This is a genomic window from Cereibacter azotoformans (genome assembly GCF_021391315.1).
Taxonomy (GTDB): Bacteria; Pseudomonadota; Alphaproteobacteria; order Rhodobacterales; family Rhodobacteraceae; genus Cereibacter_A; species Cereibacter_A azotoformans.
Genome location: NZ_CP090021.1, coordinates 1,655,355 through 1,681,244, shown reverse-complemented (window position 1 = coordinate 1,681,244; position 25,890 = coordinate 1,655,355). Strand labels below are relative to the sequence as shown.

The following is a 25,890-nucleotide window of genomic DNA, read 5'->3' as shown; positions in this document are numbered from 1 at the left end:
GCTCGCGCCGGGCGTGTCCGGCCGCGGGCCGCTCTTACTGGGACTGGAACGAGGTGACGAAGGAACAGGCCTGGTTCCAGACGGGCGCATTGCCCGGCGCGGGCGGGGCTTCGGACGAATTGGTCGTGTCGGTCGGCACCGGGGCAGGTGTATCGGTCCCGCCGATCTGCGACCCCGAGTCCGCCTGTTCCGTGTCAGGCCGGAGCGCACCGCCCAGGCCGCCCGATGAGGCGCCGCCCATCGAGCCCGCATCCATCAGGAAGGCCTGACAGTCGCGCTTGGCGCGCTCCTTCGCTTCGGGATCGAGGGCCGCCCAGCGTTCCTCCATCTCGTCGGTGGGGCGCAGGGACGTCATCGCTTCATCAATGAAGAAGACCTCCCGGACGTCGTCCGACCAGGTCTGCTCGCTGATGTCGCGCATGCTGCCAGTGCCGGTCTCGGTCGCGACGGGCCGGGTGGGGTCCATGCCGTCGGCGCCGCTCTGCGCCAGAACCGGCGTGCTAACGATACCGAAAAGGGCTGCAGCCAAAGCAACTTTCATCATCGACATTCTCTCCATTCGTAATCTTCATGGGGATGCCGCACGGGGTGCGGTCTTGCGGAGAGAACCTGTTCGGCCGAGGAATGTTCCGGCAAAGGCTCCACTGCGGCGTGGTCGGGTGAGGACGGAAGACGGGCATGGAACGGGCTGCGGCGTTCTTCGGCAGGGATGCCACCTCGGTCGCCGTGGATCTGGTCGGCGCGCATCTGACGGTGCGGGGTGCGGGCGGCCGGATCGTCGAGACCGAAGCCTATGCGCCCGACGATCCCGCCTCGCACAGCTTTCGCGGCCCCACGGCGCGCAACGGGTCGATGTTCGGCTCGCCGGGCTGCGCCTATGTCTATCTGTCCTACGGCATCCACCTGTGCCTCAATGTCGTGTGTGCGCCGGGCCATGCCGTGCTGATCCGCGCCTTGGAGCCGACCGAGGGGCTGGCCGAAATGGCGCGGCGCCGGGGAACCGAGGAGGTCCAACGTCTCTGTTCGGGGCCGGGACGGATCGGGCAGGCGCTGGGACTCTCGCTGGCGGACGACGGGGCGCGGTTCGGCACGGCCGGCTTTCTTCTCCGCCCGGGCGCGCCCCTCGAGGCCGGGGCGATCCTGGTGGGGCCCCGCATCGGAATCAGCCGCGCAGCCGAGCGGCCGTGGCGGTTCGGCCTGCGGGGGTCGCCCTGCCTGAGCCGGAGGTTCTGAGCCGGAACATTCTGCCCCGACGCATCTTGGTGGCAGAAGGGCACGGAATGCCCGAAGGAGAGGAGCAAGCGAATGAGTGACGAGATGCGCCTCGGTCCCAACGATCCGCCGACGCCGGATCCGATGCCCGAGCCGAACCCCTATCCCGATCCGATGCCGGACCCGGATCCGATCCCGCCGGGCGACCCGGACCTGCCCGATCCGGGCGAGCAGACACCGCCGATCTACTCCTGAGTCGAAGAGGATGCGGCGGCGGTCCGAAGGTCGCCGTGCCCATGACACAGGAAAAGGGCGGACCGGCCGGTCCGCCCTTCGTTCGTTTTGGGGAGTTCAGACGCTCTTGCCGGCAGCCTTGGTCGAGCCAGAGGATTGACCGGAGCCCTGTCCGGTCGCGGAGCTGGTGGCCTCCTCGCCCTCTTTCCCGTGCAGCACCGGATCGACCTGCGCCTTGGCTTCCGAGGCCGCGGCTTCGGCCACACGGCCGAGCTTCGAGGCCAGCGTCTCGCCTTTTTCGGGCATCAACCCTTCCTCGCGGGCGGCGTCGAGGGTGGCGTCGTAGGTCTCGCGCGCCGCGCTCATCGCACGGTCGCGCAGTTCCCACGAGGTCGCCTTGGCCTCATCCCAGAGATCGTCGCTGGTGCGGCCCATCCAGCGGTCCTCGGTCCGCGTCCGCGGCATGGCCGCACCGATCACCGCGCCAAGCGCCACCGCCGCGGCCCCCACCAGAAGCGGCTGCTGCTCCATCCCGTGCGCCACGCTCTCGCGCATGTGCTGGGCGCTCGACGAGGCGCGGCCCTGCCAGTGCTCGGCGCGATGGCGCAGATCCTCCGAGCGATGGCCGAGGTCGTCACGCCAGTGTCCGGCGCGGTCGTAGGCATCCTCGCGGGCGCGGCCGGCGCGGTCGCGGGCATCGCCGAAGGCTCCGCCCACCTTCTCGGCCGCGGCGTGGGCGCCGTGGCTGACCCGTTCGGTTGCGGCATGGGCGGCCCGGCTGACGCTGTCGGCCGCGTCGCTGACCGCGTGCTTCACGCGCGAGGCCATGCCTTCACCGGACGAGCGGTATTCGGCGCCTCCGCCGTAGGGCTCGTACGAGCGGCCGCCCGAGGCATAGCCCCCGGGGTAGTCGGAATAGCCGTCCGGCCCGTAGGAGGAACGGGAGCGGCTCCGGTCGGACGAGCCGCCGAAGGCGAGCCAGGCGAGGCCGAGACCGATCAGCCCGAGGGCCACGGGATTGTCCCGCACCTGCCGCCCGGCCGAGTTCATCACCCCGCGCACGTCCTCGACGCCCACGAAATTCGCGAGGTCATCGACCACCTGATTGACCGTCATCCGTTCCTTCAGCGCATCGAGCGTGCTCTCCACCCGGGCGCGGTTCTCTTCCACTTCGCGTTCGATCTTGTCAGAATTCATCAGATTTGCTCCCGTGCAAGCCGCACGTCGCGGCTGGTCTGTTCGATGGTGCGCTCGGGCACCAGGCTGGCGGCGCTTAGGTCCTTGCGGCCGCGCGCGATGAGGATCCCGCCGATCGCGGCGAGCGCCACGCCCACGATCAGGGCGGCCCAAGCCGGGCCGACCCAATGGGCCAGCAGGACCACGAGGGCCTGCACCAGCACCAGAAGCGCCACGAGCAGCAGGATGGCGCCCGCGGCGATCAGTTCGGCGCCGATGGCGAAGCTGCGCCCCGCCTCGGCAATCTCGGCCCGCGCCAGCCGGCTTTCGCTGCGCACGAGGCCGGTGAGGTCGCGCACCAGATCCGACAGGAGGTCCGCTATCGACCGTTCGGTGCCAAGGGGGCGCTTAGGCGCTTCCATCTCGTCCCTCCTTGTCCGTTACCCCATCCTTTGCCCCTGAACCCAGCGGCTTCGCCGTCTCGCCGACGATCGGGCTGCCGGCGGGAGCGGACGGCGAGCCCTCGTGGTGGTGCGCGTCGCCCTTGTTCGTGCGGTCCGAGCCCGCCGGCCCGCTGCCCGAGGCCGCAGCGCCGCTGCCGAAGCTCGCCATGCCGGGGGTGCCGCCCTGGCCTGAGGCGGCCGAGCCGGACGACCCTGCGCCCGAGGCTCCGGCCGAACCCGTGCCGCCCAACCCCGCGCCCGCAACACCCGCGCCACCGACGCGCGTGCCGCCGACGCCGGATCCCGTCGGGTCCGAGCGGCTTCCCATCGGATCGGTCCCCATCGGATCGCTCGGTCCGCGCGAGGGCGAGGTGCCACCGGCCGCGGAACCACCCCAGCGATCCTCGTCGCGCAGGCCCATCCGGTCCTCGTTGTCCCGGTTCCCGCGGCGGTGGCGGTCGGACGAGGAGGAGACCAGGAAGCGGCCCAGCGCGAGCCCGGCAAAGAGCGCGCCGCCCACGAAGAGCGCGGGGTTCTCGCGCCCGAAACGGGCCACGGACCGCGCCATGTCATCGGCCGAGCGGTGGCGCATGCGGTCCGCCATGTCGTCGAGCGTGTTGATCGCCTGATGGATCATGTGCGGCGGCGTCGGCGTGTCCTCACGGCGCTCGGCCTCGTCGGCCGCCTTGCGCATGGACTCGGCCAGCCCGTGGATCCCGGCGCACAGGTCCTCCTTGCGGCGGTCCACCTCGTCCATGACGAGGCGGGACACGCTGCTGCGCGCCTCGCGCGCCCCGCTGCGTGCGCGGCCGGCGGCCTCATGCAGATGGTCCCGCGCATCGTCCATCTCGCGGCGGGCGGTCTCGCGCACGTTGTCGGTGAGGCCCGGACGGCCGGACGGAGCCGAGGCTGTCCCCGGGCCGGTCATGTTCTTGTCGGTCTGCATCCTGATCTCCTCGCGATGTCTGTGGCCGGCGATGCGACAGGCATCCGCCTTGCCCCGTGTCGCCCAGAAACAGGGATCGGAAGCCATTTGTTCCGAGCGCCGCGCGCCGCCCCGGTGCGGGCCACCGCGGGAACCAACCCGAAGCGGGGCCGGTTGCACCCGCCGTGCCACAGCAGATCAGGAGGGCCGAATGGCCGACACGAAACTAGCCCAGACCGACCCCAAAGCCGCCTTCTGGAAAGAGGTCGGCAAGCTGCGCGCCGGCATGCTCGGCATCGAGGGCTCGGGTCAGCACATGCAGCCGATGTCGCATCATTGCGATGAGACGGGCGGCCGGATCTGGTTCCTCACCAAGCGCAGCACCGACCTGTTCAAGGCGGTCGGTCCCACCAGCAAGGCGCATTTCTGCATCATCTCGCCGGATCAGGATTTCCACGCCTGCGCCTCGGGGCCCGTCGCGGACGAGATGGACCGCGCAAAGCTCGACGAGATGTGGAATCCCGTGGTGGGCGCCTGGTTCGAGGGCAAGGACGACCCCGACCTCGTGATGCTGTCGGTGCGGCTGCAAAGCGCGGCGATCTGGGCCTCGACCGGCTCGGCGGCCCGCTTCGCCTATGAGATCGCCAAGGCCAACGTGACGGACCATGACCCGGATGTGGGTGTGCACAATGTGGCGACGTTCGACTGAAGGGCGGATGCCCGCCCCTGCAAGGCCGGCTCTTTCGAGGGCTCCGGCCCGGCTGGGTGGGCATCACGGCCAAGATCATTGTCACGTTGAGCGTTTTGCGCGAACCTGCGGAACCGGGTCTCGCCAAGGGCGTTAGGCGCCGGAAAGGAGGACATCTATGTCATACATGTTGGGAATCCTCGTGTTCCTCGGAATGCTGGCGGTCTGCTGGTTCGGCTTCATGGCCGCAGAACGCCGGTCGGGAAGCACGCAACTCGGGATGGCACCGAAGCGCGCGTCCGAGCCGCATCAGACTTCGTCCGCGTCGCCTGCGGGCCATTCCTCGTCGGCCCAGTCTACGTCGGCTCAGTCCACGTCGGCCCAGTCCACGTCGGCCCCGTCTTCTCCGGCGCATTCGCCGGGGCCGGCCGCACCGTCGGAACCGGCTGCCGATCAGGCCGCCGGTCGCTCCAAGCCCGCGGAGGCGCGCACGGGTGACAGGCCCTCGCAGGCCAGCTGAGGGCGCAGGCCGAAAGAGACGATGTTCGTCCGGGCGGTTGCCCCTCGCCCGGACATGCGGAGCGCAGCCTTCCCCCGGAGGCTACGCTCCGCCCATTTCCGGGTATGGCTCTCATCCCCCATTCGGCCAGCCGGTTGGCGCGAAGGGATCGACCTGCTAGGCTTCCTCTCGTAGGCGGTGAGGGGGAGATCAGATGGTGCCAGAGGGCGACGGAATGCAGCCGGTGCATGAAGCCCCTTCTCCGAAGGGCGGGCGCACCGAAAATCTGGTGATGGTCACGGCGCTCGGCGTGATCGAGCGGGGCCTTCTGATCCTCGTGGCGGTCATGACGCTGGCCGCAACCGCGGTCGAGATCTGGTCGATCATCGAACGGTGGAGCGTGAACCTCGGCGACATCCTGCTGATGTTCCTCTATACCGAGGTCATCGCCATGGTCGCGGTCTTCTACACCGGCAAGGGGCTGCCCTTCGTCTATCCGATCTTCATCGCCATCACCGCCCTTGCCCGCCTGATCGTGTTGCAGGGCAAGGACATGGATCCGCAGAACATCGTGCTCGAGGCGTCGGCCATCCTGCTTCTGTCCGTCGCCGCCGTGGTCCTGCTGAGGTTCGCGCGGCGCTGAACGGCTCAGGCTGTGGCCCGCTCGGGGAACATGGCCGCCATGGATCGCGCATCGGCGGCGCAGATCCCGCGCTCGGTGATGAGGCCCGTGACCAGCGTGGCCGGTGTCACGTCGAATGCCGGATTGCGCGCGCCGGTGCCGTCGGGCGAGATCTGGACCGAGAGCACCGTTCCGTCGGGGGCCTTGCCCTGCACATGGGTCACCTCGAGGCCGGAGCGTTCCTCGATCGGGATTTCCTTCACGCCGTCGCGCACCGTCCAGTCGATCGTGGGAGAGGGCAGGGCCACATAGAAGGGCACCCCGTTCGCCTTCGCCGCCAGCGCCTTCAGATAGGTGCCGATCTTGTTGCAGACATCACCCTGCGCGGTGGTCCGGTCGGTGCCCACGATCACCATGTCCACCTCGCCATGCTGCATCAGATGGCCGCCGGCATTGTCGGTGATCAGGTCGTGGCTCACCCCGTGCGAGTTCATCTCCCAGGCGGTGAGCAGCGCGCCCTGGTTGCGCGGCCGGGTCTCGTCCACAAAGACATGCACGTCGATCCCGGCCTCGATCGCGTGGTAGATCGGCGAGGTCGCGGTGCCCCAGTCCACCGTGGCGAGCCATCCGGCGTTGCAATGGGTCAGGATGTTGACGCGCCCCGCCTTGCGCTCGGCGATCTCGCGGATGAGCGCGAGGCCGTGGGTGCCGATGCGGCGGTTGATCTCCACATCCTCGTCGCAGATCTCGGCCGCCCGGCGCGCGGCGGCGGCCGCCCGTTCCGAGGGGGGCAGCGGGGCCAGAAGCCGCTTCATCTCGTCGAGCGCCCAGCGCAGGTTGATGGCGGTGGGCCGCGTCTCGTGCAGCATCTCCCATGTCTCGCAGAGCGCCCGGTCCGAGGCATCCTCGGCCATCTGCACGGCCATGCCCCAGGCGGCGGTGGCGCCGATCAGCGGGGCGCCCCGCACCCACATGTCGCGGATCGCGGTGGCGAACTCGGCCCGCGAGCGCAGCGGAACGATGCGGAGTTCATGCGGCAGCCACCGCTGGTCGATGATGCGGACTTCGCCCGCTTCGGTCCAGATCGAGCGGAAAGGGGTGCCGTTGATCTTCACGCATGGTCTCCGGGTCAGGATGGAACGCGGCCAGAAGGCCCCGCCGGGGCGCGAAGGTCAAGGGACCGACCGGCCTCCGCGACGATCCGCGCCTCAGTTGACCTTGCGCTGCGGCATGAAGGGCAGGGGGGCGACGGGCACGCCGTCCTCGATCAGGCGCCGCGCCTCCTCGACCTTCGCCTCGCCATAGATCGCGCGCTCAGGCGCCTCGCCATTGTGGATCCGGCGCGCCTCGTTCACGAATCCCATGCCGACATATTCCGAGTTTTCCTGCACCTGCCGCCGCAGCGTCAGGAGCGCCTCCTCGATCTTCGATGAGGGCGTGGCGAGGGGGCGGGCGGTATCGGCGACCGGCTTGGCCGCGCGCGACGGCTGGACGGCGGGTGCCATCAGCACCTTCTCGACCTGGGCCGAACCGCAGACGGGGCAGGAGACCTTGCGGGCCTTCAACAGCCCGTCAAAGGCTTCGGACGACTGGAACCAGCTTTCGAACCCGTGGTCATCAGCGCATTTGAGGGAATAGCGGATCATCTCGGCACCGGATCGGAGCCGCCCCTGTGCGGCCCCTCATCCTGTCAGGTAAGGCTCTGCGTGACGAGGTTCAACGCCCTTGCAGCGGCAATTCGTCCGACGGGGCATCGGCGACCGGATCGAACCTGCCGAGGATCTCGCGCAGCTCGGGTTCGGCCACCTTGAGGGCCGCCTTGTCGGGGTTGAACCACTTGCGCTTGCGCTGCCCCCGCTCGGGGAAGGTGTCGAGCATCTCATCGACCTCAAGCGGGAAAACCACGACCTCGCAGGCGATGCTTCCGGCATTCTTGGCCAGCTTGCGGTAGGTAAAGCGTCCCAGCGCGCGCGCACCGACCGCGCCGCGGATGCCGGCTTCTTCCCAGGCTTCCTGCGCGGCCGAGGCCGGATCGTCGAGGCCCGCGATGCGTCCGCCCTTGGGAATCACCCAGCGCCCGGTGTCGCGGCTGGTGATGAGCAGGACCTCCACCTCCCCGCCGTTGCGGCGCCAGCAGACCGCGCCGCACTGCATGCGCACCTCGCCGGCCTCCTCCGCATTGCCGGTGATCATCCTGAACCGCCCGTCGCCCATCGCCACCTCCTGCCGGGCATCGTGGCCCGGTTCTCATCTTGGTTCCGTCCCGCCCAGCCCTCTGGCTTCGTCGCACCACCGCAACGCAGCATAACCGAAAAAAGTTCTCAGATTGTTGCAGGCAGTCGAAAAGATCCGCAAGGGAAGGAAGGCCGTCCGCGGTCCGTTTGACCGCCCGAGAAGTTCTCCTATGCTATGGATGCAAGCGGCGTTCCATCGGCCGCTCCGCGCGCCTCCGGAAGAGGTGCCTCGTGCCGGGACACCCTGCCATGTTCCTTCGTGTGCTGTTCATCGCCGCCTTCTGCCATCTTGCCCCGCCGGCTATTGCCGCAAGCGCACCCGTGATCGTCTTCGACTCGATCGACGGCGGAGAGATCCGGCTCGATCATCTGCGGGCCAGGGGGCCGGTTCTCGTGGTGAACACGGCGTCGCTCTGCGGGTTCACGCCGCAGTATGACGACCTGCAGGATCTTTCGGATCGCTACGCCGCTCAGGGGCTGACCGTGCTGGCCGTGCCTTCCGATGATTTCCGGCAGGAACTGGATGACGCGCGCGCCGTCCGCGACTTCTGCGCCACGAACTTCGACCTGACGATACCGATGACCACCATCACCCATGTGACGGGATCGGAGGCCCATCCGTTCTACCGCTGGCTGGCCGAGGAGCATCAGGTGGTTCCGGGCTGGAACTTCCACAAGGTGCTGATTGACCGCGAGGGTGAGCTGGTGGCCAGCTGGGCCTCGCCGGTGCGGCCGACCGATCGGGCGATCGTCGGGCGGATCGAGGCACTTCTTCCGTGACGAGCAGCCGGCCGTGATCCGCGCAGCGGGACAGGCGGAGGCGGCCCCGCCCGAGGTGCGCGGCCCGGCCGCGACCCCTTCGCGTCTCGATCAGCCCATCTTCATCGGATCCGAGATCTACCGCGGCTCGAGCTACGGGCTGCGCCATCCGCTGCGCGTTCCGCGCGTCTCGACGGTGATGGACCTTGCGCGCGCGATGGGCTGGCTCTCGTCGGCCAACTACCGCGGCGCGCCGCGCGCCAAGCCGGCCGCGCTGCACATCTGGCACGATCCCGACTATGTCGCGGCGCTTCAGGCCGCCGAGGCGGGGCTTGCGGCCCCCGGCACGCTGGCCGCGTTCGGGCTCGGCACGCTGTCGAATCCGGTCTTTCCCGAGATGTTCCGCAGGCCCGCGACGGGGGCAGGGGGCGTCATGCTGGCGGCCGAGCTTCTGCGGACGGGCGGCTGCGTGCATGTCCCCGACGGAGGCACGCACCATGGCCTGCCGGATCGGGCGAACGGCTTCTGCTATCTCAACGATCCGGTGCTGGGGATGCTGGTCCTGCGGCGCGCCGGCCTGCGGCGCATCGCCTATGTCGATATCGACGCCCATCATCCCGACGGGGTGGAACATGCCTTTGCGGGCGATCCCGAGGCGCTGCTGATCTCGGTTCACGAGGAGGGGCGCTGGCCCTTCACCGGCACGCTTGATGCGGACGGGGGCGGGAACTGCTTCAACCTGCCGGTGCCGCGCGGTTTCAACGATACCGAGATGCGCGCCGCCCTGGAGGGGCTGATCCTGCCCCGGCTTGCGGCCTTCCGCCCCGAGGCGCTCGTGCTGCAATGCGGAGCCGACGCGCTGGACGAGGATCCGCTGTCGCGGCTGTCGCTGTCGAACAATGCGCATTTCGAGGTGGTGACGGCCCTGCGCCCCGTGGCGCCGCGGTTCCTTGTTCTTGGCGGCGGGGGCTACAACCCCTGGTCGGTGGGCCGTTGCTGGGCGGGCGTCTGGGCCGTCCTTTCCGGCCACGAGATCCCGGACCGCCTGCCCGCGTCCGCCCGCTCCGTGCTGGAAGCACTCGACTGGGGCGGCGGCGGGCGCCCGCCGCCCGCGGCCGCGATGATCGAGACGTTGCGCGACCCGCCCCGCGAAGGTCCGGTGCGGCCCGAGGTCCGGGAGCGGCTCGCCCGTCTGGCGCGCCGATGATCCGCGCCTTTGTCGCCATCCCGCTGCCCGAGGCGATCCGTTCGGCCCTCGTCCTGCAACAGTTCCTTCTGCCGCTGCCGCGCAAGATCGAGCCCGAGAACCTCCACCTGACGCTTCTGTTTCTGGGCGAGGTGCCGGGGCCGGTGCTGGAGGCCGCGCACGAGGGGCTTGCCGGGATCGTCATGCCGCCCTTCCGGCTGGAGATCGCGGGGCTCGGGCTCTTCGGCGGTGACCGGCCCCGCGCCGCATGGGCGGGTGTCACAGCTTCGGCGCCGCTGGAGCGTCTTCAGGCCAAGGTCGAGCGTGCCGCGAGAGTGGCCGGGATCGCGCCCGAGCGCCGCCGGTTCAGGCCCCACGTCACGCTCGGCCGCTTTTCGCCGCCCCCGCCCGAGGAGCGGATGCGGCTCGAGCGCGCCGTGGCCGGGGGGGCTGCCTCGCAGGCGGGCGCCTTCGATGTGACGCGCTTCGTCCTCTACCGGTCATTCCTCGGCCCCAAGGGCGCGCGCTACGAGGAGCTGGCGGAGTATCCGCTAAACGGAGGTCAGTAGTAGCTGCCCATGAAGGGATTGTGGTCGAGGTAGATGTGGGTCGAGGTGATCGCGCCGTAAAGGGCCAGCCCGATCCCCACCAGCACGGCGTCGCGCCGCAGCGGTCCCGGCGGTGGGCGCACCCACTCTCCCTCCTGCGCATTGATCAGCAGGATCGAGCCCGCCGCCCAGAGCCACATGCTGCCGAACAGCAGGATCGCGGCAAGGTCTCCGTTCACGAGCAGATGCGCGGTGGCCCAGATCATGGTGGCCAGGAACTGCGGGTGCCGGATGCGCGTCCAGATCACCCCCTTCAGCACCCCCGCGCCCAGCAGCACGATGGCAACCAGCATGAGCAGGTTGTTCAGATAGCCGATCTCGGGCAGCGGTATATAGACGGGGATGTAGTCCGCCGTCCGGTAGCCGTAGATCATCAGCCCGAGCCCGACCGTGATGATGATCGTGATGAGGCCCTTTCCGGGGTCGCCCATCCGGGCGCGGAGATCGGGGAAGATCCGCTTGAACAGGTGGCCCCCGACCCAGAGGAAGATACCGATCGACAGGAGGAACATGACGCGACTATCCGGCAGACTGACAAGATGCATGACGGATGCATGAAAGCGGCCGAAAGTTCCCGGTTCGGCCGGCTGTCGTCGGGTCAAGTTTTCTGGCGGTCGGACGGAGTCGCGCCCGGTGTCAGCCCCCGGTGCGCCCCGCGTGTCCGCCGCGGCGGCGGGTCAGGCGCGGCGCCCGCTCGGGCAGTTCGGCCATGACGGCGCGTCGCGCCTCGGGCGTCATGCGTGACCAGCCGGCGATCTCCTCGATCGTGCGGGCGCAGCCCACGCAGATCCTTTCCTCGGGATGGATCGTGCAGAGCTTGACGCAAGGGCTCTCGATCTCGTCACGTCTCCAGATCTCGTCCTTCATGCGTTTCTCTTTCGGCCAAGCCAGTCCAGCCGGTCCAGCACCCCCTGCAGGATATAGCCGGCCGCCACATGGTCGATCACCTCGGCGCGACGCTTCCGTGACGTATCCGCCTCGATCAGCGCCCGTTCGGCGGCGACGGTCGAGAGCCGCTCGTCCCAGTAGCCGATGGGCAGCGGCAGCACCTGCGAGAGATTGCGGGCGAAGGCGCGGGTGGATTGCGCCCGCGGCCCCTCGCTGCCGTCCATGTTGCGCGGCAGGCCGAGCACGATCCCCACCAGCCCCCGTTCCGCCGTGATGGCCCGCAGCCTGGCCGCATCTTCGGTGAACTTGGTCCGCCGGATGGTCAGGAGCGGAGTGGCGATCCGGCGCAGCCCGTCGGTCACCGCAACCCCTATGGTCTTGGTCCCGAGATCGAGCCCGATCAGCGCGCCGCTGCGGGGCAGGGCCGCAAGAAATTCCTCGATGCTCTCGTGGATCACTCGGCCACCCCCGCCTGCACGCCGGCGGCGCGGATGGCGGCCAGATCCGGCTCGCGCCCCTCGAACCGGCCCATCGCCTCGCCATAGATCGCGCGCGCACGGTCGGTCTCGCCCAGCACGCCGAGGGCCGAGATCAGACGCGCCCATTCCGAGGCGGTGCCGCCTTCGGTCGCGAGCCGCTGGTTCAGCCCCTCGACCATGCCGCGCACCATCTCCTGCCGCTGCTCGGGCGTCATCTCGCCGGCGGCCTGCATCTCTTCCTGCGTCGGGCGGGGGGCGCCGGGTTCCTCGGCCGGGGCCGGGGGCAGCTGGTATTTCGCACCGGCCAGCCAGGCCAGCTCTTCGATTTGCGCCCGGAGGGGCGCCACCCAGGGATCGCCGGGGCGCGAGCCCTCGAGCAGCGCGCGCCAGAGGCGGAAGGCCATGTCCGGCCGGCCCGTCTGCGCCAGCAGAAGGCCCGAATAGTAGCGGGCCGTCCCGTTGGAAGGGTCGATCCTCAGGGCCTCGGTCAGCTGTGCTTCGGCCTCGGGCGAGACGGCGCCGCCGGCGGCCAGGATCATCAGCTCGGCGAGGGCGGCATGGTCCTCGGCCGTGGCCTTGGGCTGCGACAGGGCGATCACCTGCTCCTGCGCGCGGGCCGCCGCCGCATAGTTGCCGAGCGCCGCCTCGTTGCGCGCCAGCAGCTCCTGCCCGCGGATGTCGTTCGGGTTGCGGGTGACGGCCTCGCGCAGCTTCTCCATCAGTTCGACAAACTGCGGATCGGGCTCGGGGCGCGTGGACGCGTGCGAGGCGGCCATCCGCGCCTCGGCCTCGGCCTGGCTCGGGCGCTCGCGATAGGCGGCGTCGGCATCGGCCATCCGCGCCGCGAGCGGCATGTCCGGGTAGCCCGGAGCGCCCAGGTCGAGATAGGCCGCAAAGGACCCGCCCAGCAGCAGCAGCACCGCGCCTGCCGCGGCGATCGCCGCCGATCCGGGCGCGCGCCCGTCTCTCTCGCCGCTCCGCGCCGCGCGGTCGGCCTCGAGCAGCCGGCGCGAGACCTCCGCCTTCAGCCGGTCGGCCTCCTCGGCGGCGATGGTGGCGCGGGCGAGGTCACGCTCGATCTCGCGCAGCTGGTCGCGATAGACCTGCATGTCATAGGCGGCCGCAGGCGCCGCCCCGCGCCCGCCGCGCAGCAGCGCCTGCACGAGGATTGCACCGACGCCGAGCGCGATCACGCCGGCGAGGATCCAGAACAGCGTCATCCCCATGCAGTCCCCCATGCTGACGGCCTCCATGTAAGGCCTCGCCTGCATGCGCAAAAGGGTCAAAACGCCGTCATCGGGACGCAGGGGCCCGTCGCATCCGCGTGATGTCGCATTTGTGCGGATTGTGCCGCTTGCACGCGGGGCTATAACTCCTGCTCGTTCCAGAAGGCACTAAAGGCCCGAGACGGGGAGTCGGCACCATGAAACGTTATTCGGTCTTCGCCATCGCGCGCGAGGCGATGCGCCACCATACGGGATGGGAGCGCGCCTGGGCCTCGCCCGAGCCCCGGCCTTCGTATGACGTGATCGTGATCGGCGCGGGCGGACACGGGCTCGCCACGGCCTATTACCTCGGCAAGAACTTCGGGATCACCAATGTCGCGGTGATCGAAAAGGGGTGGCTCGGCGGTGGCAACACGGGCCGCAACACGACGATCATCCGCTCGAACTACCTGCAGGATCCCTCGGCCGCGATCTACGAGAAGGCGCGCAGTCTCTACGAGACGCTGAGCCAGGATCTCAACTACAACGTCATGTTCAGTCCGCGTGGTCTTCTCATGCTGGCACAGACGCACCACGAGGTGCGCGGCTACATGCGCACGGTCCATGCGAACCTCCTGCAGGGGGTCGAGACCGAGTGGATCGGGCCGGACCAGGTCAAGCGCCTCGTGCCGATCATGAACATCCACGGGCCGCGCTATCCCGTGCTGGGGGCGCTGCTGCAGAAGCGCGGCGGCACGGCGCGGCACGACGCGGTGGCCTGGGGTTACGCGCGGGCCTGCTCGGCCATGGGGATGCACATCATCCAGCAGTGCGAGGTGACGGGTGTCCGCGCCGAAGGCGGCGTCGTGTCCGGGGTCGAGACGACGAAGGGCTTCATCGGCACGAAGAAGCTCGCGATCGTGGTGGCGGGCCATTCGGGGCAGGTGGCCGAGATGGCGGGCTTCCGTCTGCCGGTCGAGGCGGTGGCGCTGCAGGCGCTGGTGTCCGAGCCGGTCAAGCCCTGCATCGACGTCGTGGTGATGGCCAACACCGTGCACGGCTACATGAGCCAGTCCGACAAGGGCGAACTGGTGATCGGCGGCGGCACCGACAGTTTCAACAACTTCACCCAGCGCGGCAGCTTCCATCACATCGAGGAGACGCTGCGTGCGCTGGTGGAGACCTTCCCGATCATCAGCCGCCTCAAGATGCTGCGGCAGTGGGGGGGGATCGTGGACATGACCGGCGACCGCTCGCCGATCATCTCGAAGACACCGCTGGGCAACTGCTTCATCAACTGCGGCTGGGGCACGGGAGGCTTCAAGGCCATCCCGGGCTCGGGCTGGGCGATGGCGGAACTGGTGGCCAAGGGCGAACCGGGGCCGCTTGCCGCGGAATTCGGCATGGACCGCTTCCGCGCGGGCCGTTTCATCGACGAATCGGTCGCAGCCGGGGTCGCGCACTGATGCAACCGCGTTACCGTGTCGCTTTGACGCCCGTGTCCCATGCGGTATCTCCTGTGCACAACTCTCTGGAGACGCCGACATGTTCTCATTCATCGACGACATCCCGTCCCTCGATCAGATCAGGGCCCGTGTGCGGGACGACCTCAGGAAATACGGCTGGGACAAGCGCTGGAACGACTCGCGCCTCGTCCAGAAGTCGCGTGAGCTTCTCAGCGACGAGGAACTCAAGATCGACCCGGTCACCTGGATCTGGAAGCGCCTGCCCACGAAAGAGGAAGTCGCCGCCCGTCGCCAGCGTGATTTCGAAACGGTCTGGAAATACCGCTATCAGGCAGGCGGGTTTGCCGCCGGCGCCCTGCTGGCGCTGTCTCTTGCCGGCATCTTCTCGACGGGCAACTTCGGCGGCTCGTCGGACGCCAGCAACCGCCCGACCGTCATCTATCCCATCGAATGAACCGGGCGCCTGCGCCCGGCCTGACCGGAGCGCACGCGCATGCTGATCCTCGAATGTCCCTGTTGCGGCGTGAAGGCCGAGGAGACCGAACTGAGCCCGGGTCATGAAGCGCATCTGAAGCGCTTCGGACCCGGCTCGTCGGACGAGGAGTTCGAATCCTACATGTTCGCCCGGAAGAACCCCAAGGGGGTCCATTTCGAGCGGTGGCGTCACAGCTACGGCTGCGGCAAGTGGTTCCTCGCCGCCCGCTGCACCGCGACGCTCGAGGTGTTCGGCACCTATCCCGCCCAGACCTCCGAGCCGCCCCCCGACATCGTGGCCCGAATCAAGGCCCGCCGCCCGGAATGGGAGGGCTGCAAATGAGCACGCGTCTGGCCCGGGGCGGGCGGCTGATCGACCGCAATCACCCTCTGGATTTCACCTTCAACGGCAAGCGGATGCGCGGCTTTGCCGGGGATACGCTTGCGGCGGCCCTGCTGGCCAACGACCAGATGCTGGTCGGGCGCAGCTTCAAGTATCACCGCCCGCGCGGCATCGTGGCGGCGGGCGCCGAAGAGCCGAACGCGCTTGTCCAGCTTGGCACCGGCGGCCGGTCGGAACCCAACCAGCGCACCACCACGACCGAGCTGTTCGCGGGCCTCTCGGCCGCGAGCCAGAACCACTGGCCGAGCCTCGAGTTCGACGTGGGCGCGGTCAATGCGGCCGCGTCGCGCTTCCTGCCCGCGGGCTTCTACTACAAGACCTTCCTTCAGCCCCGGCTGGCGTGGAAGCACCTGTTCGAGCCGGTGATCCGCCGCTCGGCGGGCCTCGGGCGGCCGCCGGAAGAGCCCGATGCCGACCGTTACGAGCAGGCCTACGCCTTCTGCGACCTCCTCGTGGTGGGCGGCGGCATAGCGGGCCTTCAGGCGGCACTGAGTGCCTCGGCCTCGGGGCAAATGGTGATGCTGCTCGAGCAGACGCCGCACTGGGGCGGGCGCGCCCCGGTCGATGACGTGCTGATCGAGGGCCGGCCGGCGGCGGACTGGGTGGCGGCCACGGTGGCTTCGCTCGAGGCTGCGCCGAACGTCACGCTGCGAACCCGCTGCATGGCGGCCGGGGTGCACGACCACGGCTATGTGCTGGCCGAAGAGCGGGTGGCCGATCATACGCCGGGCGACGGGCGGCCGAAGAAGCGGCTCTGGCGCATCCGCGCGGGCAAGGTGGTGACGGCGACGGGCGCCATCGAACGGCCGCTGCCCTTCGCGGGCAACGACATTCCGGGCGTGATGCTCGCCTCGGCGGTGCGCGACTATCTGGTGAACTGGGCCGTCTCGCCCGGTGACCGGGTGGTGATCGTGACGAACAACGACGACGCCTACCGCACCGCCATCGCCGTTCACCGCGCGGGACTTACGGTGCCGGCCGTGCTCGATGCGCGGGCCGAGGCCGACGGCGCGCTGCCCGAAGAGGTGCGCAGCCTCGGCATCCCGGTCCTGACCAACCGCGCGGTGGCGAAGATCAAGGGCGGCAAGCGCGTGACCGGCGTCGCCGTCTGCGCCCAGGCGGGCGAGGGGGCGGTGCTCGACGAGTTTGCCTGCGATGCGGTCGCCATGTCGGGCGGCTGGTCCCCGGTCGTCCATCTCTGGAGCCACTGCGGCGGCAAGCTGATCTGGGACGAGGCGCAATCCGCCTTCCGGCCCGACCCCGCCCGCCCGCCGATCACCCACGACGGCTCGGCGATGGTGGCGGCCGCGGGTTCGGCCAACGGTGAGCTGCTCTCGGCCGATGTGCTGGCCGACGCCATCCGCGCCGTGGGCGGCGAGGGCCCGGCCCCTCGGGCGCAGAGCCCCGAGGAGGCTCCGACCGAGCCGGTCTGGATCATGCCGCAGGGCGCCACGCCCGCGCTGCGCTCGAAGATGTGGCTCGACTACCAGAACGACGTGAAGGTGTCGGACGTGCAGCTTGCCGCCCGCGAGGGCTACGAGTCGGTCGAGCATACCAAGCGCTACACGACGCTCGGCATGGCCACCGATCAGGGCAAGCTCAGCAACATCAACGGGCTGGCCGTGCTGGCGGGATCGCTCAACGCGCCGATCCCGGCCGTTGGCACCACCACCTTCCGCCCGCCCTACACGCCCGTCACCTTCGGCGCGCTGGTGGGCGAGGCGCGGGGCGAGATCTTCCAGCCGCTGCGCCGCACGCCGATGCACGACTGGCACGAGGCCCACGGCGCCTACTGGGAGCCGGTGGGCCTCTGGCGCCGGCCCTACTGCTACAGCCGCCCGGGTGAGAGTCACGGCGACGCGGTGGCCCGCGAGGTCACCAACGCGCGCACGAAGCTCGGGCTGCTCGACGCCTCCACGCTGGGCAAGATCCTCGTGAAGGGGCCCGACGCGGGCCGCTTCCTCGACATGATCTACACCAACGTCATGTCGAGCCTGCCCGTGGGCCGCTGCCGCTACGGCCTCATGTGCAACGAGAACGGCTTCCTGATGGATGACGGCGTGGTGGTCCGGCTCTCCGAGGACAGCTGGCTCTGCCACACGACCTCGGGCGGGGCCGACCGGATCCACGCTCATATGGAGGATTGGCTCCAGTGCGAGTGGTGGGACTGGCAGGTCTATACCGCCAATCTCACCGAGCAGTTCGCGCAGGTGGCCATCGTCGGCCCGAACGCGCGCAAGCTGCTGGAAAAGCTCGGCGGCATGGATGTCTCGAAGGAGGCGCTGCCCTTCATGCACTGGGCGGACGGCACCATCGCGGGCGTTCCCGCGCGGGTGTTCCGCATCAGCTTCTCAGGCGAGCTGTCCTACGAGGTGGCCGTGCCCGCGGGGCAGGGGCTGGCCTTCTGGCAGGCCTGCCTTGAGGCGGGGACCGAGTTCGGCGTCCTGCCCTACGGTACCGAGGCGCTGCATGTGATGCGGGCCGAGAAGGGCTTCATCATGATCGGCGACGAGACCGACGGGACGGTGATCCCGCAGGACCTGAACCTCGGCTGGGCCATCTCGAAGAAGAAGGCCGACTTCATCGGCAAGCGCGGGATGGAGCGGACCTTCCTCGCCAGCCCCGACCGCTGGAAGCTCGTGGGGCTCGAGACGCTGGACGGGTCGGTGCTGCCGGATGGCGCCATCGCGCCCGCGCCCGGCTCGAACGCGAACGGCCAGCGCAACACGCAAGGCCGCGTGACCTCGACCTACTGGTCGCCGACGCTGAAGAAGGGGATCGCCATGGGCCTCGTTCATCGCGGCCCCGAACGGATGGGCGAGGTGATCGAGTTCCCGAAGATCTGGGGCGGCGTGGTGCAGGCGCGGATCGTGGATCCGGTGTTCTACGACAAGGCGGGAGAGAAGCAGGATGTCTGAGGCGGTGAGCGCGCTGGGGAACGCCAGCTTCGAGGGCTTTGCGACGATCCGGGAACTGGGCCCCGTGGGGATGATCACGCTCCGGGCGAAGCACGATCTGCCGGCGCTGCCGAAGGCGCTGAAGACGGTGCTGACGGCGGAACTGCCCGAGCGGCGCCGCATCATCTCGGCGGGCGAGGTGCGGGTGGGCTGGATGTCGCCCGACGAGCTTCTGATCCTGCTGCCCTATGCCGAGGTCGCGGACCGTGTGGTCGCGCTGACCGAGGCACTGGGGACGGCGCATGCGCTGGTGGCGGATGTCTCCGACGCCCGCTGCCTCTTTGCCATCGAGGGCGAGAAGGCCGCGCAGGTGCTGATGAAGCTCTGCCCGGTGGACATGGCGGCGCTGGAACGCGGCGAACTGCGCCGGACCCGGGCCGCGCAGGTGCCCGCGGCCTTCTGGGCCGAGGAGGGCGGCTTGCGCCTCGTCGCCTTCCGCTCGGTCGCGGCCTATGTGATGGGCATCCTGACCCACTCCGCCCGACCGGGAAGCGAGCTGTTCCCCGCCTGATACCGGCGATGGACGGAGGCCGAGAGGAAGGTCGCAGGTTCCCCTTGGGCCGCGGCCTCTTTCACTTCCTCTGTGCGCCCCCTCAGTTGGCCACCGTTGCCGCGATCACCGGAACCTGCCTCGCCAGCGGGAAATAGGTCCTGACCGCGTGACGGCTGCCGAAGTCGGTGAAATGTCCGGCATCGTAGAACAGCAGCTGCCCCTGCGTGCGGTAAGGGCAGGGCCCGTCGCCGCAAAGCGCCGCAATCGGATGGACAAAGCTCGCGCCGCCGCTTGCCGCCGCAAGCTCGTCGTTCAGATGAGGCTCGACGACCACAGGCCAGGCGGCTTCGGCCGCGCCGCGCGACTTGGCGTAGGAGATGATCGGCACATCCGTCACGAAAAGGGGCGACTGGCCGATGACATGCACTTCCATCCCCCGGTCGATCAGGTCCTGCACCGTTCCGGCCAGCGTCCCGATCCCGCGCGAGCGAAGGTCCATCCAGCGCGCCGACAGCACCACCGTGTCGATGTCGAGCGCCTCGATCAGCTCCAGCGCGTGGGCGTTGAAGGCCTGGCAGCTCGGCCGCGCGAAGGAATAGTAGGACAGGACGGGCGGGCAGCCGGCCTGGGTGTATTGCCAGATCCGGTGCGGGATGGCTTTGGCCTGCGCCTCCAGCCCCGGCGCATAATGGGCCGCGTAGGAATCGCCCCACAGCAACACCCGCTTGCCCTCGTTCCTCACGAGCTCGCAGGCCTCGGCGTCCCAGTTGCCGAACTGCCAGTCATGCTCGAAGAAGCAGGTGCCATTGTGCCACGAGTTGCGCGTCCCCTCGCGCGTCTCGGCCTGTGCCGTGGCGATCCAATCCGAATGCCGCGCCGGCAGGCCGCCGCTCTGAACGAGCGTCATGCCTGCGACGGCGAAGGCCGCAAGCCCGACGAGTGACGCTCCGAAGAGCGCAGGCCGCCCGGAGAGGGTGGCGCGGTTGCGGAACGGCTGCTCGACCCAGCGATAGGAGACGAGCGCGAGGGCGAAGCTCAGCGCCACGATCAGCACCACCTGCGCGGGACCGGGCTTCTGGAGCGTGGTGTAGAGCAGGAAGACGCAGATCGGCCAGTGGACGAGATAGAGCGAGTAGGAGATCTTGCCGATCCCCACCAGAGGCCGCAGCGACAGGACGCGCGCGACAAGCGTGGGCGAGGCCCGCCCGGTCCAGATCATCAGGGCTGTCCCGAGGCAGGGCGGAAGGGCAGCCACGCCGGGGAAGGGGGTCGACTCGGTGTAAAGCACCACCGGCACCAGCGTGAGCCCGAGGCCCGCGAGCGCCGCCGCCTCGTTCGCGACGCCCCGGAGCGCCATGCGGGCAGGCAGGATCGCCACCAGCGAGCCCAGCAGCAGCTCCCAGGCGCGGGTGGGCAGCAGGAAGAAGTTTGCGGTCGGCCCCCTCTCGGTCATGTAGACCGAGAGCGCGAAGGAGGCGATCAGCGCGATCAGGAGCACCGCCATCTCGGCCCGGTGCACGAAGCGCCAGACGGCCCAGATCGCCACCGGAACGATGAGGTAGAACTGCTCCTCGACCGCCAGGGACCAGGTGTGCAGGAGGGGGCGCAGATGCGCGCTGGCCTCGAAATAGCCGGAATTCTTCCAGAAGTAGAAGTTTGCGGTGAAGGTGGCTGTCCCGAACAGCGATTTGGCATAATCGATGAGCTGTGCGGGCAGGAACAGGATCAGCGCCGCCAGCGTCGTCAGAGCCAGCGTGAAGAAGAGCGCGGGCAGGATGCGGCGCGCGCGCCGCTCGTAGAAGGTCACGATCGAGAAGCGCCCGGCGGCGAGATCGTCGCGAATGATCGTCGTGATCAGAAAGCCCGAGATCACGAAGAAGATGTCGACCCCGACATATCCGCCCGAGAAGAGCGTCACACCCGCGTGAAAGAGCAGGATCGGAACGATCGCAAGCGAGCGGAGGCCATCCACATCGGGCCGGTAGCGCATGAAATGAAGTCCTGCAGAGAAGTGGTTCAAGAAAAGGCGCCGCGAGCGGCTGAAGCATGCATTCAGGATGGGGCGGGCGAAATGACCCGCTTCCTCTTCCTGATGATGTCGGGCGATTCGCGGTATTTCAAGCCCTGGCGTCAGGTTCTTTGCCGCGCGCCCTGAAGATGCCTCCCTGCGGCATCCCGTCGCCGCGGCCCCTTGACCTTGCCGTGACCTGCGCTCTTATTGACCGCGAACGCACGGATTGCGAAAGCAAAGGAGAGACCGATGGCCTTCACCCTTCCCGACCTTCCCTATGCCCACGACGCGCTGGCAGCCCTCGGCATGTCGAAGGAGACGATGGAGTATCACCACGACATCCACCACAAGGCCTATGTCGACAATGGCAACAAGCTGATCGCCGGCACCGAGTGGGAGGGCAAGTCGGTCGAGGAGATCGTCAAGGGCACCTACCAGCCCGGCGCCGTGGCGCAGAACGGCATCTTCAACAACGCCAGCCAGCACTGGAACCACTGCCAGTTCTGGGAGATGATGGGTCCGGCCGAGACGAAGATGCCGGGCGCACTCGAGAAGGCCCTGGTCGAGAGCTTCGGGTCGGTCGAGAAGTTCATGGAAGAGTTCTCGGCGGCGGGCGCGGGCCAGTTCGGCTCGGGCTGGGCCTGGCTCGTGAAGGACACCGACGGCAGCCTGAAGGTGACCAAGACCGAGAACGGCGTGAACCCGCTCTGCTTCGGCCAGACCGCGCTTCTGGGCTGCGACGTGTGGGAGCACAGCTACTACATCGACTTCCGCAACAAGCGCCCGGCCTACCTCTCCAACTTCCTCGAAAAGCTGGTGAACTGGGAGAACGTGGCATCCCGGATGTGACCCTCGCGGGTCACTCCCTTCATTCTGGCCCAAATATCCCGGGGGTGCGGGGGCAGCGCCCCCGCCTCACCGGCCGGCCATCACGACAGGGCGGTGCGCAGCCGGGCCACCAGCGTTTCCACGTCGCTCGCCGCAACATAATAGTCCCGCAGCGTCGCCTCGGCGAACCCGTGGCGGATGACATGATCCATCAGCCCGATCAGCGGCTGCCAGTAGCCCTCCGTATCGAGCAGGAAGATCGGCTTTTCATGCAGCCCGATCTGGCGCCAGGTCAGCACCTCGAAGAACTCGTCGAGCGATCCCGCGCCGCCCGGCAGCACCACGATCGCGTCGGAGTTCATGAACATGACCTTCTTGCGCTCGTGCATGTTCTCGGTGATCACCATCTGGCCCAGGTCCCGCCGCCCCTGTTCGCGGACGAGCAGATGGGTCGGGATCACGCCCATGGTGCGCCCGCCCTCGGCCAGCGCCGCCCGCGCGACTTCGCCCATCAGTCCGACGTCGCCCGCTCCATAGACGAGCCGCCAGCCGGCCGAAGCGATGGCCCGCCCGAGGTCGCGCGCGTCCCGTGCGAAGGCGGGCCGAAGCCCTGCGCGAGAGCCGCAGAAGACGCAGACGGAGCGAAGCTGGGACATGACCGACCTGTGGATAAGGGCTTGCGTCCGGCCTTGATATCCGCGTTCCTGTGAGGGACACAAGTCAGGCGCGGTCGACCGCGCCGGGAGTGGAAGGACGATGGCCCTGATTGGCAGGATGGGATCGGTTGCCTGGGCAGCCGTTGCGGCGGGAACCGCCGCCGCGGTGGGGGGGGCCGGTTACTATGGCTGGACCCTGCGTCCGATGCCCGCTCCGCCCGCGGCGCTCGTAGGGCCGGCCGAGCCGCAGCTGTCCGCAGTCTCTCCGCCACCTGCCCAGGGGTCCGGGACCCCGGCGGCCGCTCCGCCGGCAACTGCCGAGCCCGAAACCGCAGGGTCCGCGATGTCCGCGGCAGCGCCGGCCTCCGGTGCCGCCGCGCCCGAGGCGCAGGGCTCCGAAGCCCCGCCGCTCGTGGTGCAGCCCGCATTCGACGTGGTCCGCATCGAGAGCGACGGCTCGGCGCTGGTGGCCGGGCGCGCGCAACGCGGCGCCGAGGTCACTGTGCTGGTCGAGGGGGAAGAGGCCGCCTCGACCACCGCGGATGCGGCCAACCGCTTTGCCGTCATGTTCACCCTTCCGGCGGATGAGCAGCCCCGGCGGCTCTCTCTGCGCATGCTGCTCGAGGACGGCACCGAGCACCAGTCCCGGGGCAGCGTGATCGTCGCGCCCATCCTGGCACCGCGTGACAGGCTGGCCGGGGCCGATGATCCGGCCGCAACAGCCGCCCCCGTCGCCGAGCCGCGGGCTCCGGCGGCGCTCCTGCTCGGCGAGGGCGAGGTCAAGGTCCTGCAGTCCGCCGGCGAGTCGCTCGACGATCTGGCGGGCGTGTCTGTGGACACGATCTCCTACGCGTCGGACGGGGCGGTGCTCCTCTCGGGTCGTGGCGGCGTGGGCGACTTCGTGCGGCTCTATCTCGACAACCGCGAGGTCGCGACGGTCGCCATCGCACCTGATGGCACCTGGGCGGTCAGCCTCACCGGCATCGAGCCGGGCCGCTACCAGCTGCGGGCCGATCGCATCGGCGAGGACGGCGAGGTGGTGGCCCGGTTCGAGACCCCGTTCGCCCGAGAGACACACGAGACCGTGGCTGCCGCACTCGAGGCGCAGAACGGCCGCCCGCCCGCGGCCGCAGGCTCTGCGCCCGCCGCGCCCGACGGCGCCGGATCGGCCGACGGGTCCTCGCCTCCCATGCCGGGCGCCGATGCCACGACTCCCTCGACCGTGCCCGGCAGCCTCATTGCGGCCGGACCCGAGGCCGAACCTCCGACGGGGGCGCCCGTCACCGTGACAGTGCAGCCCGGCTTTTCGCTCTGGCGCATCGCGCAGGACAATTTCGGCGCGGGCATGCTCTATGTGAAGGTCTATGAGGCGAACCGCACCGCGATCCGCGACCCTGACCTCATCTATCCGGGGCAGGTCTTCACCCTGCCGGCCGCGACCGACTGATCCCGCCGCCTCGACCCTGCCGGAAGTGGGGCGGCTACCGATCCGCAGGGTTCTTCTGGCGGACATGCTTCCTGTTCCGCCTCTGGTGTTTCGATGGCCGCAGGCTTAGGTAGGGCTCTCCGAGGAGATCCCCGATGAGCGAAGCGAGACAGAGGCCGGGTCCGACACCCGCCGACCCGCCGGAATTGAGCGGCTGGGCCACGATGAAGCGCATGGCGCCCTACCTCTGGCCAAAGGGTCAGACCTGGGTGAAGCGCCGCGTGATCATCGCCATGGTCATGCTGGTGCTGGCCAAGGTGATCTCGGTCTCGACCCCCTTCTTCTACAAGGCGGCGGTGGACGCGCTGGCGGGCGATGCCCCGTCTCCGGCCTTCATGCTGGGCCTCGGCGCGGTCGGCATGACGGTGGCCTATGGGCTTGCGCGGCTGGGCGCGGTGGCCTTCGGCGAGCTTCGCGATGCGATCTTCGTCCGCGTGGGCCAGCGCGCCCTGCGCCAGCTTGCGCTCGAGACCTTCACCCACATCCACCGCCTCTCGCTGCGCTACCACATCAGCCGCAAGACCGGCGGGCTCAGCCGCATCATCGAGCGGGGGGTGAAGGGCGTCGATTTCCTGCTGCGCTTCATGCTCTTCTCGATCGGGCCGCTCATCCTCGAACTGACGCTGGTCGCGATCATCTTTGCGGTGGTGTTCGGCTTGTCCTACATGGCGGTGGTGGTGGCGACCATCGCGCTTTACGTGGCCTTCACCTTCAAGGTCACCGAATGGCGGGTGCAGATCCGCCGGCAGATGAATGAACAGGACACCGACGCCAATCAGAAGGCGATCGACTCGCTGCTGAACTTCGAGACGATGAAGTATTTCGGCGCCGAGCAGCGCGAGGCCGAGCGCTATGATGTGGCCATGGCGGGCTACGAGAAGGCCGCGGTCAAGACCGGCCAGTCGCTCGCGTTCCTGAACGCAGGCCAGAGCATTCTCATCACCGCGGGCCTTGTCGCGGTCATGGTCATGGCCGCCTATGGCGTGCAGGCGGGCCAGTTGACGGTGGGCGATTTCGTCATGGTCAACGCCTACATGATCCAGATCACCCTGCCGCTGGGGTTCCTCGGCACGGTCTATCGCGAGATCCGGCAGGCGCTGGTGGACATGGGCCAGATGTTCGGCCTTCTGGGCCAGCCGGCCGAGGTGACGGATGCGCCGGACGCGAAGCCGCTCGCCGTGGCGGGCGGTACGGTCGAGCTGGAGAACGTCCATTTCGGCTACGATCCCGGGCGGATCATCCTCAAGGGTATCTCGCTGCGGGTCGAGGCCGGCGAGACCGTGGCGCTGGTCGGGCCCTCGGGGTCGGGCAAGTCCACCATCGGGCGGCTTCTGTTCCGTTTCTACGACGTGAACGAGGGTGCGATCCGCATCGACGGGCAGGACCTGCGGTCGGTCACGCAGGATTCGCTGCACGCCCGCATCGGAGTGGTGCCGCAGGATACGGTGCTTTTCAACGACACGATCTTCTACAACATCGCCTACGGCCGTCCCGATGCCACCCCCGAGGAGGTCGAGGCGGCGGCGCGGGCGGCGAAGATTCATGACTTCATCCTGCGCCTGCCCGAAGGCTACCGGACCATGGTGGGCGAGCGGGGCCTCAAGCTCTCGGGCGGCGAGAAGCAGCGCGTGGGTATCGCCCGGACCCTGCTGAAAAACCCGCCGATCCTGCTGCTGGACGAGGCGACCTCGGCGCTCGACACGCAGACCGAGCGCGACATCCAGGACTCTTTGCGCGAGATGGGCGAGGGGCGGACGGTGATCACGATCGCGCACCGGCTCTCGACCATTGCCGATGCGGACCGGATCGTGGTGCTCGAAGAGGGCCGGATCATCGAGGAGGGGCGGCACGAGCAGCTGCTCGCGCGCGGGGGCCGCTACGCCGCCATGTGGTTGCGCCAGTCGGCCGAGGAGGAAGAGGCCGCCTGAGGCCTCTTCGCGCGTCACGAGGCAGACGCC

At 69.0% G+C, this 25,890-nt stretch carries 28 protein-coding genes; 15 read left to right on the top strand and 13 right to left on the bottom strand.

The features are described 5' to 3' along the window. Positions 1-34: 34 nt before the first annotated feature. Positions 35-544: a hypothetical protein gene (locus tag LV780_RS08365; protein WP_233863764.1), complete on the bottom strand. Its 510-nt coding sequence runs from the start codon at positions 542-544 to the stop codon at positions 35-37. Between the two features lie 134 nt (positions 545-678). Here LV780_RS08365 and LV780_RS08360 point away from each other — a divergent pair, with 134 nt between their 5' ends. Together LV780_RS08360 and LV780_RS08355 are read left to right on the top strand one after the other, a co-directional pair. Further along, positions 679-1,233, top strand: a complete 555-nt coding sequence (locus LV780_RS08360; RefSeq protein WP_108220546.1) for a DNA-3-methyladenine glycosylase — start codon at positions 679-681, stop codon at positions 1,231-1,233. 72 nt (positions 1,234-1,305) lie between these two features. After that, the gene (locus LV780_RS08355) at positions 1,306-1,467 is read left to right on the top strand and encodes a hypothetical protein (protein WP_011908906.1); all 162 of its coding nucleotides are present in this window, start codon (positions 1,306-1,308) and stop codon (positions 1,465-1,467) included. A gap of 96 nt (positions 1,468-1,563) precedes the next feature. On the opposite strand, the gene LV780_RS08350 is transcribed toward LV780_RS08355, so the two are convergent. The 3 genes from LV780_RS08350 to LV780_RS08340 are packed head-to-tail and all read right to left on the bottom strand — an operon-like array spanning position 1,564 to position 4,011. Continuing rightward, positions 1,564-2,643 (bottom strand): DUF3618 domain-containing protein, encoded by a 1,080-nt coding sequence (locus LV780_RS08350; protein ID WP_108220547.1) that lies wholly within the window; start codon positions 2,641-2,643, stop codon positions 1,564-1,566. Continuing rightward, a complete protein-coding gene (locus LV780_RS08345; RefSeq protein ID WP_011908904.1) occupies positions 2,643-3,044 on the bottom strand; it encodes a phage holin family protein in 402 nt (133 codons plus the stop codon). Before LV780_RS08345 ends, LV780_RS08350 begins: the two co-directional genes overlap by 1 nt. Continuing rightward, positions 3,031-4,011, bottom strand: a complete 981-nt coding sequence (locus tag LV780_RS08340; protein WP_108220548.1) for a methyl-accepting chemotaxis domain-containing protein — start codon at positions 4,009-4,011, stop codon at positions 3,031-3,033. Before LV780_RS08340 ends, LV780_RS08345 begins: the two co-directional genes overlap by 14 nt. A 190-nt stretch (positions 4,012-4,201) precedes the next feature. Here LV780_RS08340 and LV780_RS08335 point away from each other — a divergent pair, with 190 nt between their 5' ends. Beyond that, complete coding sequence (locus LV780_RS08335; RefSeq protein ID WP_101340985.1) at positions 4,202-4,699, top strand: pyridoxamine 5'-phosphate oxidase family protein; 498 nt, start codon at positions 4,202-4,204, stop codon at positions 4,697-4,699. A gap of 692 nt (positions 4,700-5,391) precedes the next feature. Continuing rightward, a complete protein-coding gene (locus tag LV780_RS08330) occupies positions 5,392-5,820 on the top strand; it encodes a phosphate-starvation-inducible protein PsiE (protein ID WP_011908900.1) in 429 nt (142 codons plus the stop codon). A gap of 5 nt (positions 5,821-5,825) precedes the next feature. Here LV780_RS08330 and mtnA read toward each other — a convergent pair whose 3' ends face one another. The 3 genes from mtnA to LV780_RS08315 form a co-directional block, all read right to left on the bottom strand. After that, positions 5,826-6,914 carry an S-methyl-5-thioribose-1-phosphate isomerase gene (gene mtnA / locus LV780_RS08325; RefSeq protein WP_108220550.1) on the bottom strand — a complete coding sequence of 363 codons (1,089 nt, stop codon included), beginning with the start codon at positions 6,912-6,914 and terminating at the stop codon, positions 5,826-5,828. Positions 6,915-7,007: 93 nt separating this feature from the next. Next, positions 7,008-7,445 (bottom strand): DUF1178 family protein, encoded by a 438-nt coding sequence (locus tag LV780_RS08320; RefSeq protein WP_108220551.1) that lies wholly within the window; start codon positions 7,443-7,445, stop codon positions 7,008-7,010. A gap of 70 nt (positions 7,446-7,515) precedes the next feature. Continuing rightward, positions 7,516-8,013 (bottom strand): NUDIX hydrolase, encoded by a 498-nt coding sequence (locus LV780_RS08315; protein ID WP_101340989.1) that lies wholly within the window; start codon positions 8,011-8,013, stop codon positions 7,516-7,518. A gap of 269 nt (positions 8,014-8,282) precedes the next feature. Here LV780_RS08315 and LV780_RS08310 point away from each other — a divergent pair, with 269 nt between their 5' ends. From LV780_RS08310 to thpR, 3 genes are read left to right on the top strand one after another with little or no spacing between them, the layout of a single operon-like run. Further along, complete coding sequence (locus LV780_RS08310; RefSeq protein ID WP_108220552.1) at positions 8,283-8,813, top strand: glutathione peroxidase; 531 nt, start codon at positions 8,283-8,285, stop codon at positions 8,811-8,813. A gap of 55 nt (positions 8,814-8,868) precedes the next feature. Then, positions 8,869-9,999, top strand: a complete 1,131-nt coding sequence (locus LV780_RS08305) for an acetoin utilization protein AcuC (RefSeq protein ID WP_108220585.1) — start codon at positions 8,869-8,871, stop codon at positions 9,997-9,999. After that, a complete protein-coding gene (gene thpR, locus LV780_RS08300) occupies positions 9,996-10,547 on the top strand; it encodes an RNA 2',3'-cyclic phosphodiesterase (protein ID WP_108220553.1) in 552 nt (183 codons plus the stop codon). Before LV780_RS08305 ends, thpR begins: the two co-directional genes overlap by 4 nt. Here the strand turns inward: thpR and LV780_RS08295 are convergent. The 4 genes from LV780_RS08295 to ccmI form a co-directional block, all read right to left on the bottom strand. Beyond that, positions 10,541-11,098: an NnrU family protein gene (locus LV780_RS08295; RefSeq protein WP_044248171.1), complete on the bottom strand. Its 558-nt coding sequence runs from the start codon at positions 11,096-11,098 to the stop codon at positions 10,541-10,543. The genes thpR and LV780_RS08295 overlap by 7 nt on opposite strands. 124 nt (positions 11,099-11,222) lie before the next feature. Beyond that, positions 11,223-11,453: a DUF1289 domain-containing protein gene (locus LV780_RS08290; protein ID WP_044248170.1), complete on the bottom strand. Its 231-nt coding sequence runs from the start codon at positions 11,451-11,453 to the stop codon at positions 11,223-11,225. Next, positions 11,450-11,932, bottom strand: a complete 483-nt coding sequence (gene ruvX, locus LV780_RS08285; protein WP_108220554.1) for a Holliday junction resolvase RuvX — start codon at positions 11,930-11,932, stop codon at positions 11,450-11,452. The genes LV780_RS08290 and ruvX overlap by 4 nt, the downstream gene beginning before the upstream one ends. After that, positions 11,929-13,206 carry a c-type cytochrome biogenesis protein CcmI gene (ccmI, locus tag LV780_RS08280; protein ID WP_108220555.1) on the bottom strand — a complete coding sequence of 426 codons (1,278 nt, stop codon included), beginning with the start codon at positions 13,204-13,206 and terminating at the stop codon, positions 11,929-11,931. Before ccmI ends, ruvX begins: the two co-directional genes overlap by 4 nt. A 170-nt stretch (positions 13,207-13,376) precedes the next feature. Here ccmI and LV780_RS08275 point away from each other — a divergent pair, with 170 nt between their 5' ends. The 5 genes from LV780_RS08275 to LV780_RS08255 all read left to right on the top strand — a co-directional run bounded on the left by LV780_RS08275 (position 13,377) and on the right by LV780_RS08255 (position 18,969). Beyond that, on the top strand, positions 13,377-14,624 hold the full coding sequence (locus LV780_RS08275; RefSeq protein ID WP_108220556.1) for a sarcosine oxidase subunit beta family protein: 1,248 nt from the start codon (positions 13,377-13,379) through the stop codon (positions 14,622-14,624). A 79-nt stretch (positions 14,625-14,703) separates the two neighbouring features. Next, a complete protein-coding gene (locus tag LV780_RS08270) occupies positions 14,704-15,078 on the top strand; it encodes a hypothetical protein (protein ID WP_011908889.1) in 375 nt (124 codons plus the stop codon). Positions 15,079-15,117: 39 nt separating this feature from the next. Next, positions 15,118-15,441, top strand: coding sequence for a sarcosine oxidase subunit delta (locus tag LV780_RS08265; protein WP_101340993.1), 324 nt, complete (start codon positions 15,118-15,120; stop codon positions 15,439-15,441). Then, positions 15,438-18,419: a sarcosine oxidase subunit alpha family protein gene (locus tag LV780_RS08260; RefSeq protein ID WP_108220557.1), complete on the top strand. Its 2,982-nt coding sequence runs from the start codon at positions 15,438-15,440 to the stop codon at positions 18,417-18,419. Before LV780_RS08265 ends, LV780_RS08260 begins: the two co-directional genes overlap by 4 nt. Beyond that, entirely contained in the window at positions 18,412-18,969 is a 558-nt protein-coding gene (locus tag LV780_RS08255; protein ID WP_108220558.1) for a sarcosine oxidase subunit gamma, read from the top strand. The genes LV780_RS08260 and LV780_RS08255 overlap by 8 nt, the downstream gene beginning before the upstream one ends. 82 nt (positions 18,970-19,051) lie before the next feature. On the opposite strand, the gene LV780_RS08250 is transcribed toward LV780_RS08255, so the two are convergent. Next, positions 19,052-20,941: an acyltransferase family protein gene (locus LV780_RS08250; protein WP_108220559.1), complete on the bottom strand. Its 1,890-nt coding sequence runs from the start codon at positions 20,939-20,941 to the stop codon at positions 19,052-19,054. A 270-nt stretch (positions 20,942-21,211) separates the two neighbouring features. On the opposite strand from LV780_RS08250, the gene LV780_RS08245 reads away from it, so the two are divergent. Then, positions 21,212-21,811: a superoxide dismutase gene (locus LV780_RS08245; RefSeq protein WP_011908884.1), complete on the top strand. Its 600-nt coding sequence runs from the start codon at positions 21,212-21,214 to the stop codon at positions 21,809-21,811. A gap of 80 nt (positions 21,812-21,891) precedes the next feature. On the opposite strand, the gene LV780_RS08240 is transcribed toward LV780_RS08245, so the two are convergent. Beyond that, on the bottom strand, positions 21,892-22,446 hold the full coding sequence (locus LV780_RS08240) for an LOG family protein (protein ID WP_108220560.1): 555 nt from the start codon (positions 22,444-22,446) through the stop codon (positions 21,892-21,894). Positions 22,447-22,546: 100 nt separating this feature from the next. On the opposite strand from LV780_RS08240, the gene LV780_RS08235 reads away from it, so the two are divergent. Next, positions 22,547-23,893, top strand: a complete 1,347-nt coding sequence (locus LV780_RS08235; protein WP_108220561.1) for a LysM peptidoglycan-binding domain-containing protein — start codon at positions 22,547-22,549, stop codon at positions 23,891-23,893. 134 nt (positions 23,894-24,027) lie between these two features. Further along, entirely contained in the window at positions 24,028-25,860 is a 1,833-nt protein-coding gene (locus LV780_RS08230) for an ABCB family ABC transporter ATP-binding protein/permease (RefSeq protein ID WP_117344988.1), read from the top strand. The last annotated feature ends 30 nt before the right edge of the window (positions 25,861-25,890 follow it).

Coding starts and splice junctions, on each gene's coding strand:
- LV780_RS08365 (WP_233863764.1), bottom strand. CDS start 544: ATGATGAAAGTTGCTTTGGCTGCAGCCCTTTTCGGTATCGTTAGCACG.
- LV780_RS08360 (WP_108220546.1), top strand. CDS start 679: ATGGAACGGGCTGCGGCGTTCTTCGGCAGGGATGCCACCTCGGTCGCC.
- LV780_RS08355 (WP_011908906.1), top strand. CDS start 1,306: ATGAGTGACGAGATGCGCCTCGGTCCCAACGATCCGCCGACGCCGGAT.
- LV780_RS08350 (WP_108220547.1), bottom strand. CDS start 2,643: ATGAATTCTGACAAGATCGAACGCGAAGTGGAAGAGAACCGCGCCCGG.
- LV780_RS08345 (WP_011908904.1), bottom strand. CDS start 3,044: ATGGAAGCGCCTAAGCGCCCCCTTGGCACCGAACGGTCGATAGCGGAC.
- LV780_RS08340 (WP_108220548.1), bottom strand. CDS start 4,011: ATGCAGACCGACAAGAACATGACCGGCCCGGGGACAGCCTCGGCTCCG.
- LV780_RS08335 (WP_101340985.1), top strand. CDS start 4,202: ATGGCCGACACGAAACTAGCCCAGACCGACCCCAAAGCCGCCTTCTGG.
- LV780_RS08330 (WP_011908900.1), top strand. CDS start 5,392: ATGGTGCCAGAGGGCGACGGAATGCAGCCGGTGCATGAAGCCCCTTCT.
- LV780_RS08320 (WP_108220551.1), bottom strand. CDS start 7,445: ATGATCCGCTATTCCCTCAAATGCGCTGATGACCACGGGTTCGAAAGC.
- LV780_RS08315 (WP_101340989.1), bottom strand. CDS start 8,013: ATGGGCGACGGGCGGTTCAGGATGATCACCGGCAATGCGGAGGAGGCC.
- LV780_RS08310 (WP_108220552.1), top strand. CDS start 8,283: ATGTTCCTTCGTGTGCTGTTCATCGCCGCCTTCTGCCATCTTGCCCCG.
- thpR (WP_108220553.1), top strand. CDS start 9,996: ATGATCCGCGCCTTTGTCGCCATCCCGCTGCCCGAGGCGATCCGTTCG.
- LV780_RS08295 (WP_044248171.1), bottom strand. CDS start 11,098: ATGTTCCTCCTGTCGATCGGTATCTTCCTCTGGGTCGGGGGCCACCTG.
- LV780_RS08290 (WP_044248170.1), bottom strand. CDS start 11,453: ATGAAGGACGAGATCTGGAGACGTGACGAGATCGAGAGCCCTTGCGTC.
- ccmI (WP_108220555.1), bottom strand. CDS start 13,206: ATGGAGGCCGTCAGCATGGGGGACTGCATGGGGATGACGCTGTTCTGG.
- LV780_RS08275 (WP_108220556.1), top strand. CDS start 13,377: ATGAAACGTTATTCGGTCTTCGCCATCGCGCGCGAGGCGATGCGCCAC.
- LV780_RS08270 (WP_011908889.1), top strand. CDS start 14,704: ATGTTCTCATTCATCGACGACATCCCGTCCCTCGATCAGATCAGGGCC.
- LV780_RS08265 (WP_101340993.1), top strand. CDS start 15,118: ATGCTGATCCTCGAATGTCCCTGTTGCGGCGTGAAGGCCGAGGAGACC.
- LV780_RS08260 (WP_108220557.1), top strand. CDS start 15,438: ATGAGCACGCGTCTGGCCCGGGGCGGGCGGCTGATCGACCGCAATCAC.
- LV780_RS08255 (WP_108220558.1), top strand. CDS start 18,412: ATGTCTGAGGCGGTGAGCGCGCTGGGGAACGCCAGCTTCGAGGGCTTT.
- LV780_RS08250 (WP_108220559.1), bottom strand. CDS start 20,941: ATGCGCTACCGGCCCGATGTGGATGGCCTCCGCTCGCTTGCGATCGTT.
- LV780_RS08245 (WP_011908884.1), top strand. CDS start 21,212: ATGGCCTTCACCCTTCCCGACCTTCCCTATGCCCACGACGCGCTGGCA.
- LV780_RS08240 (WP_108220560.1), bottom strand. CDS start 22,446: ATGTCCCAGCTTCGCTCCGTCTGCGTCTTCTGCGGCTCTCGCGCAGGG.
- LV780_RS08235 (WP_108220561.1), top strand. CDS start 22,547: ATGGCCCTGATTGGCAGGATGGGATCGGTTGCCTGGGCAGCCGTTGCG.
- LV780_RS08230 (WP_117344988.1), top strand. CDS start 24,028: ATGAGCGAAGCGAGACAGAGGCCGGGTCCGACACCCGCCGACCCGCCG.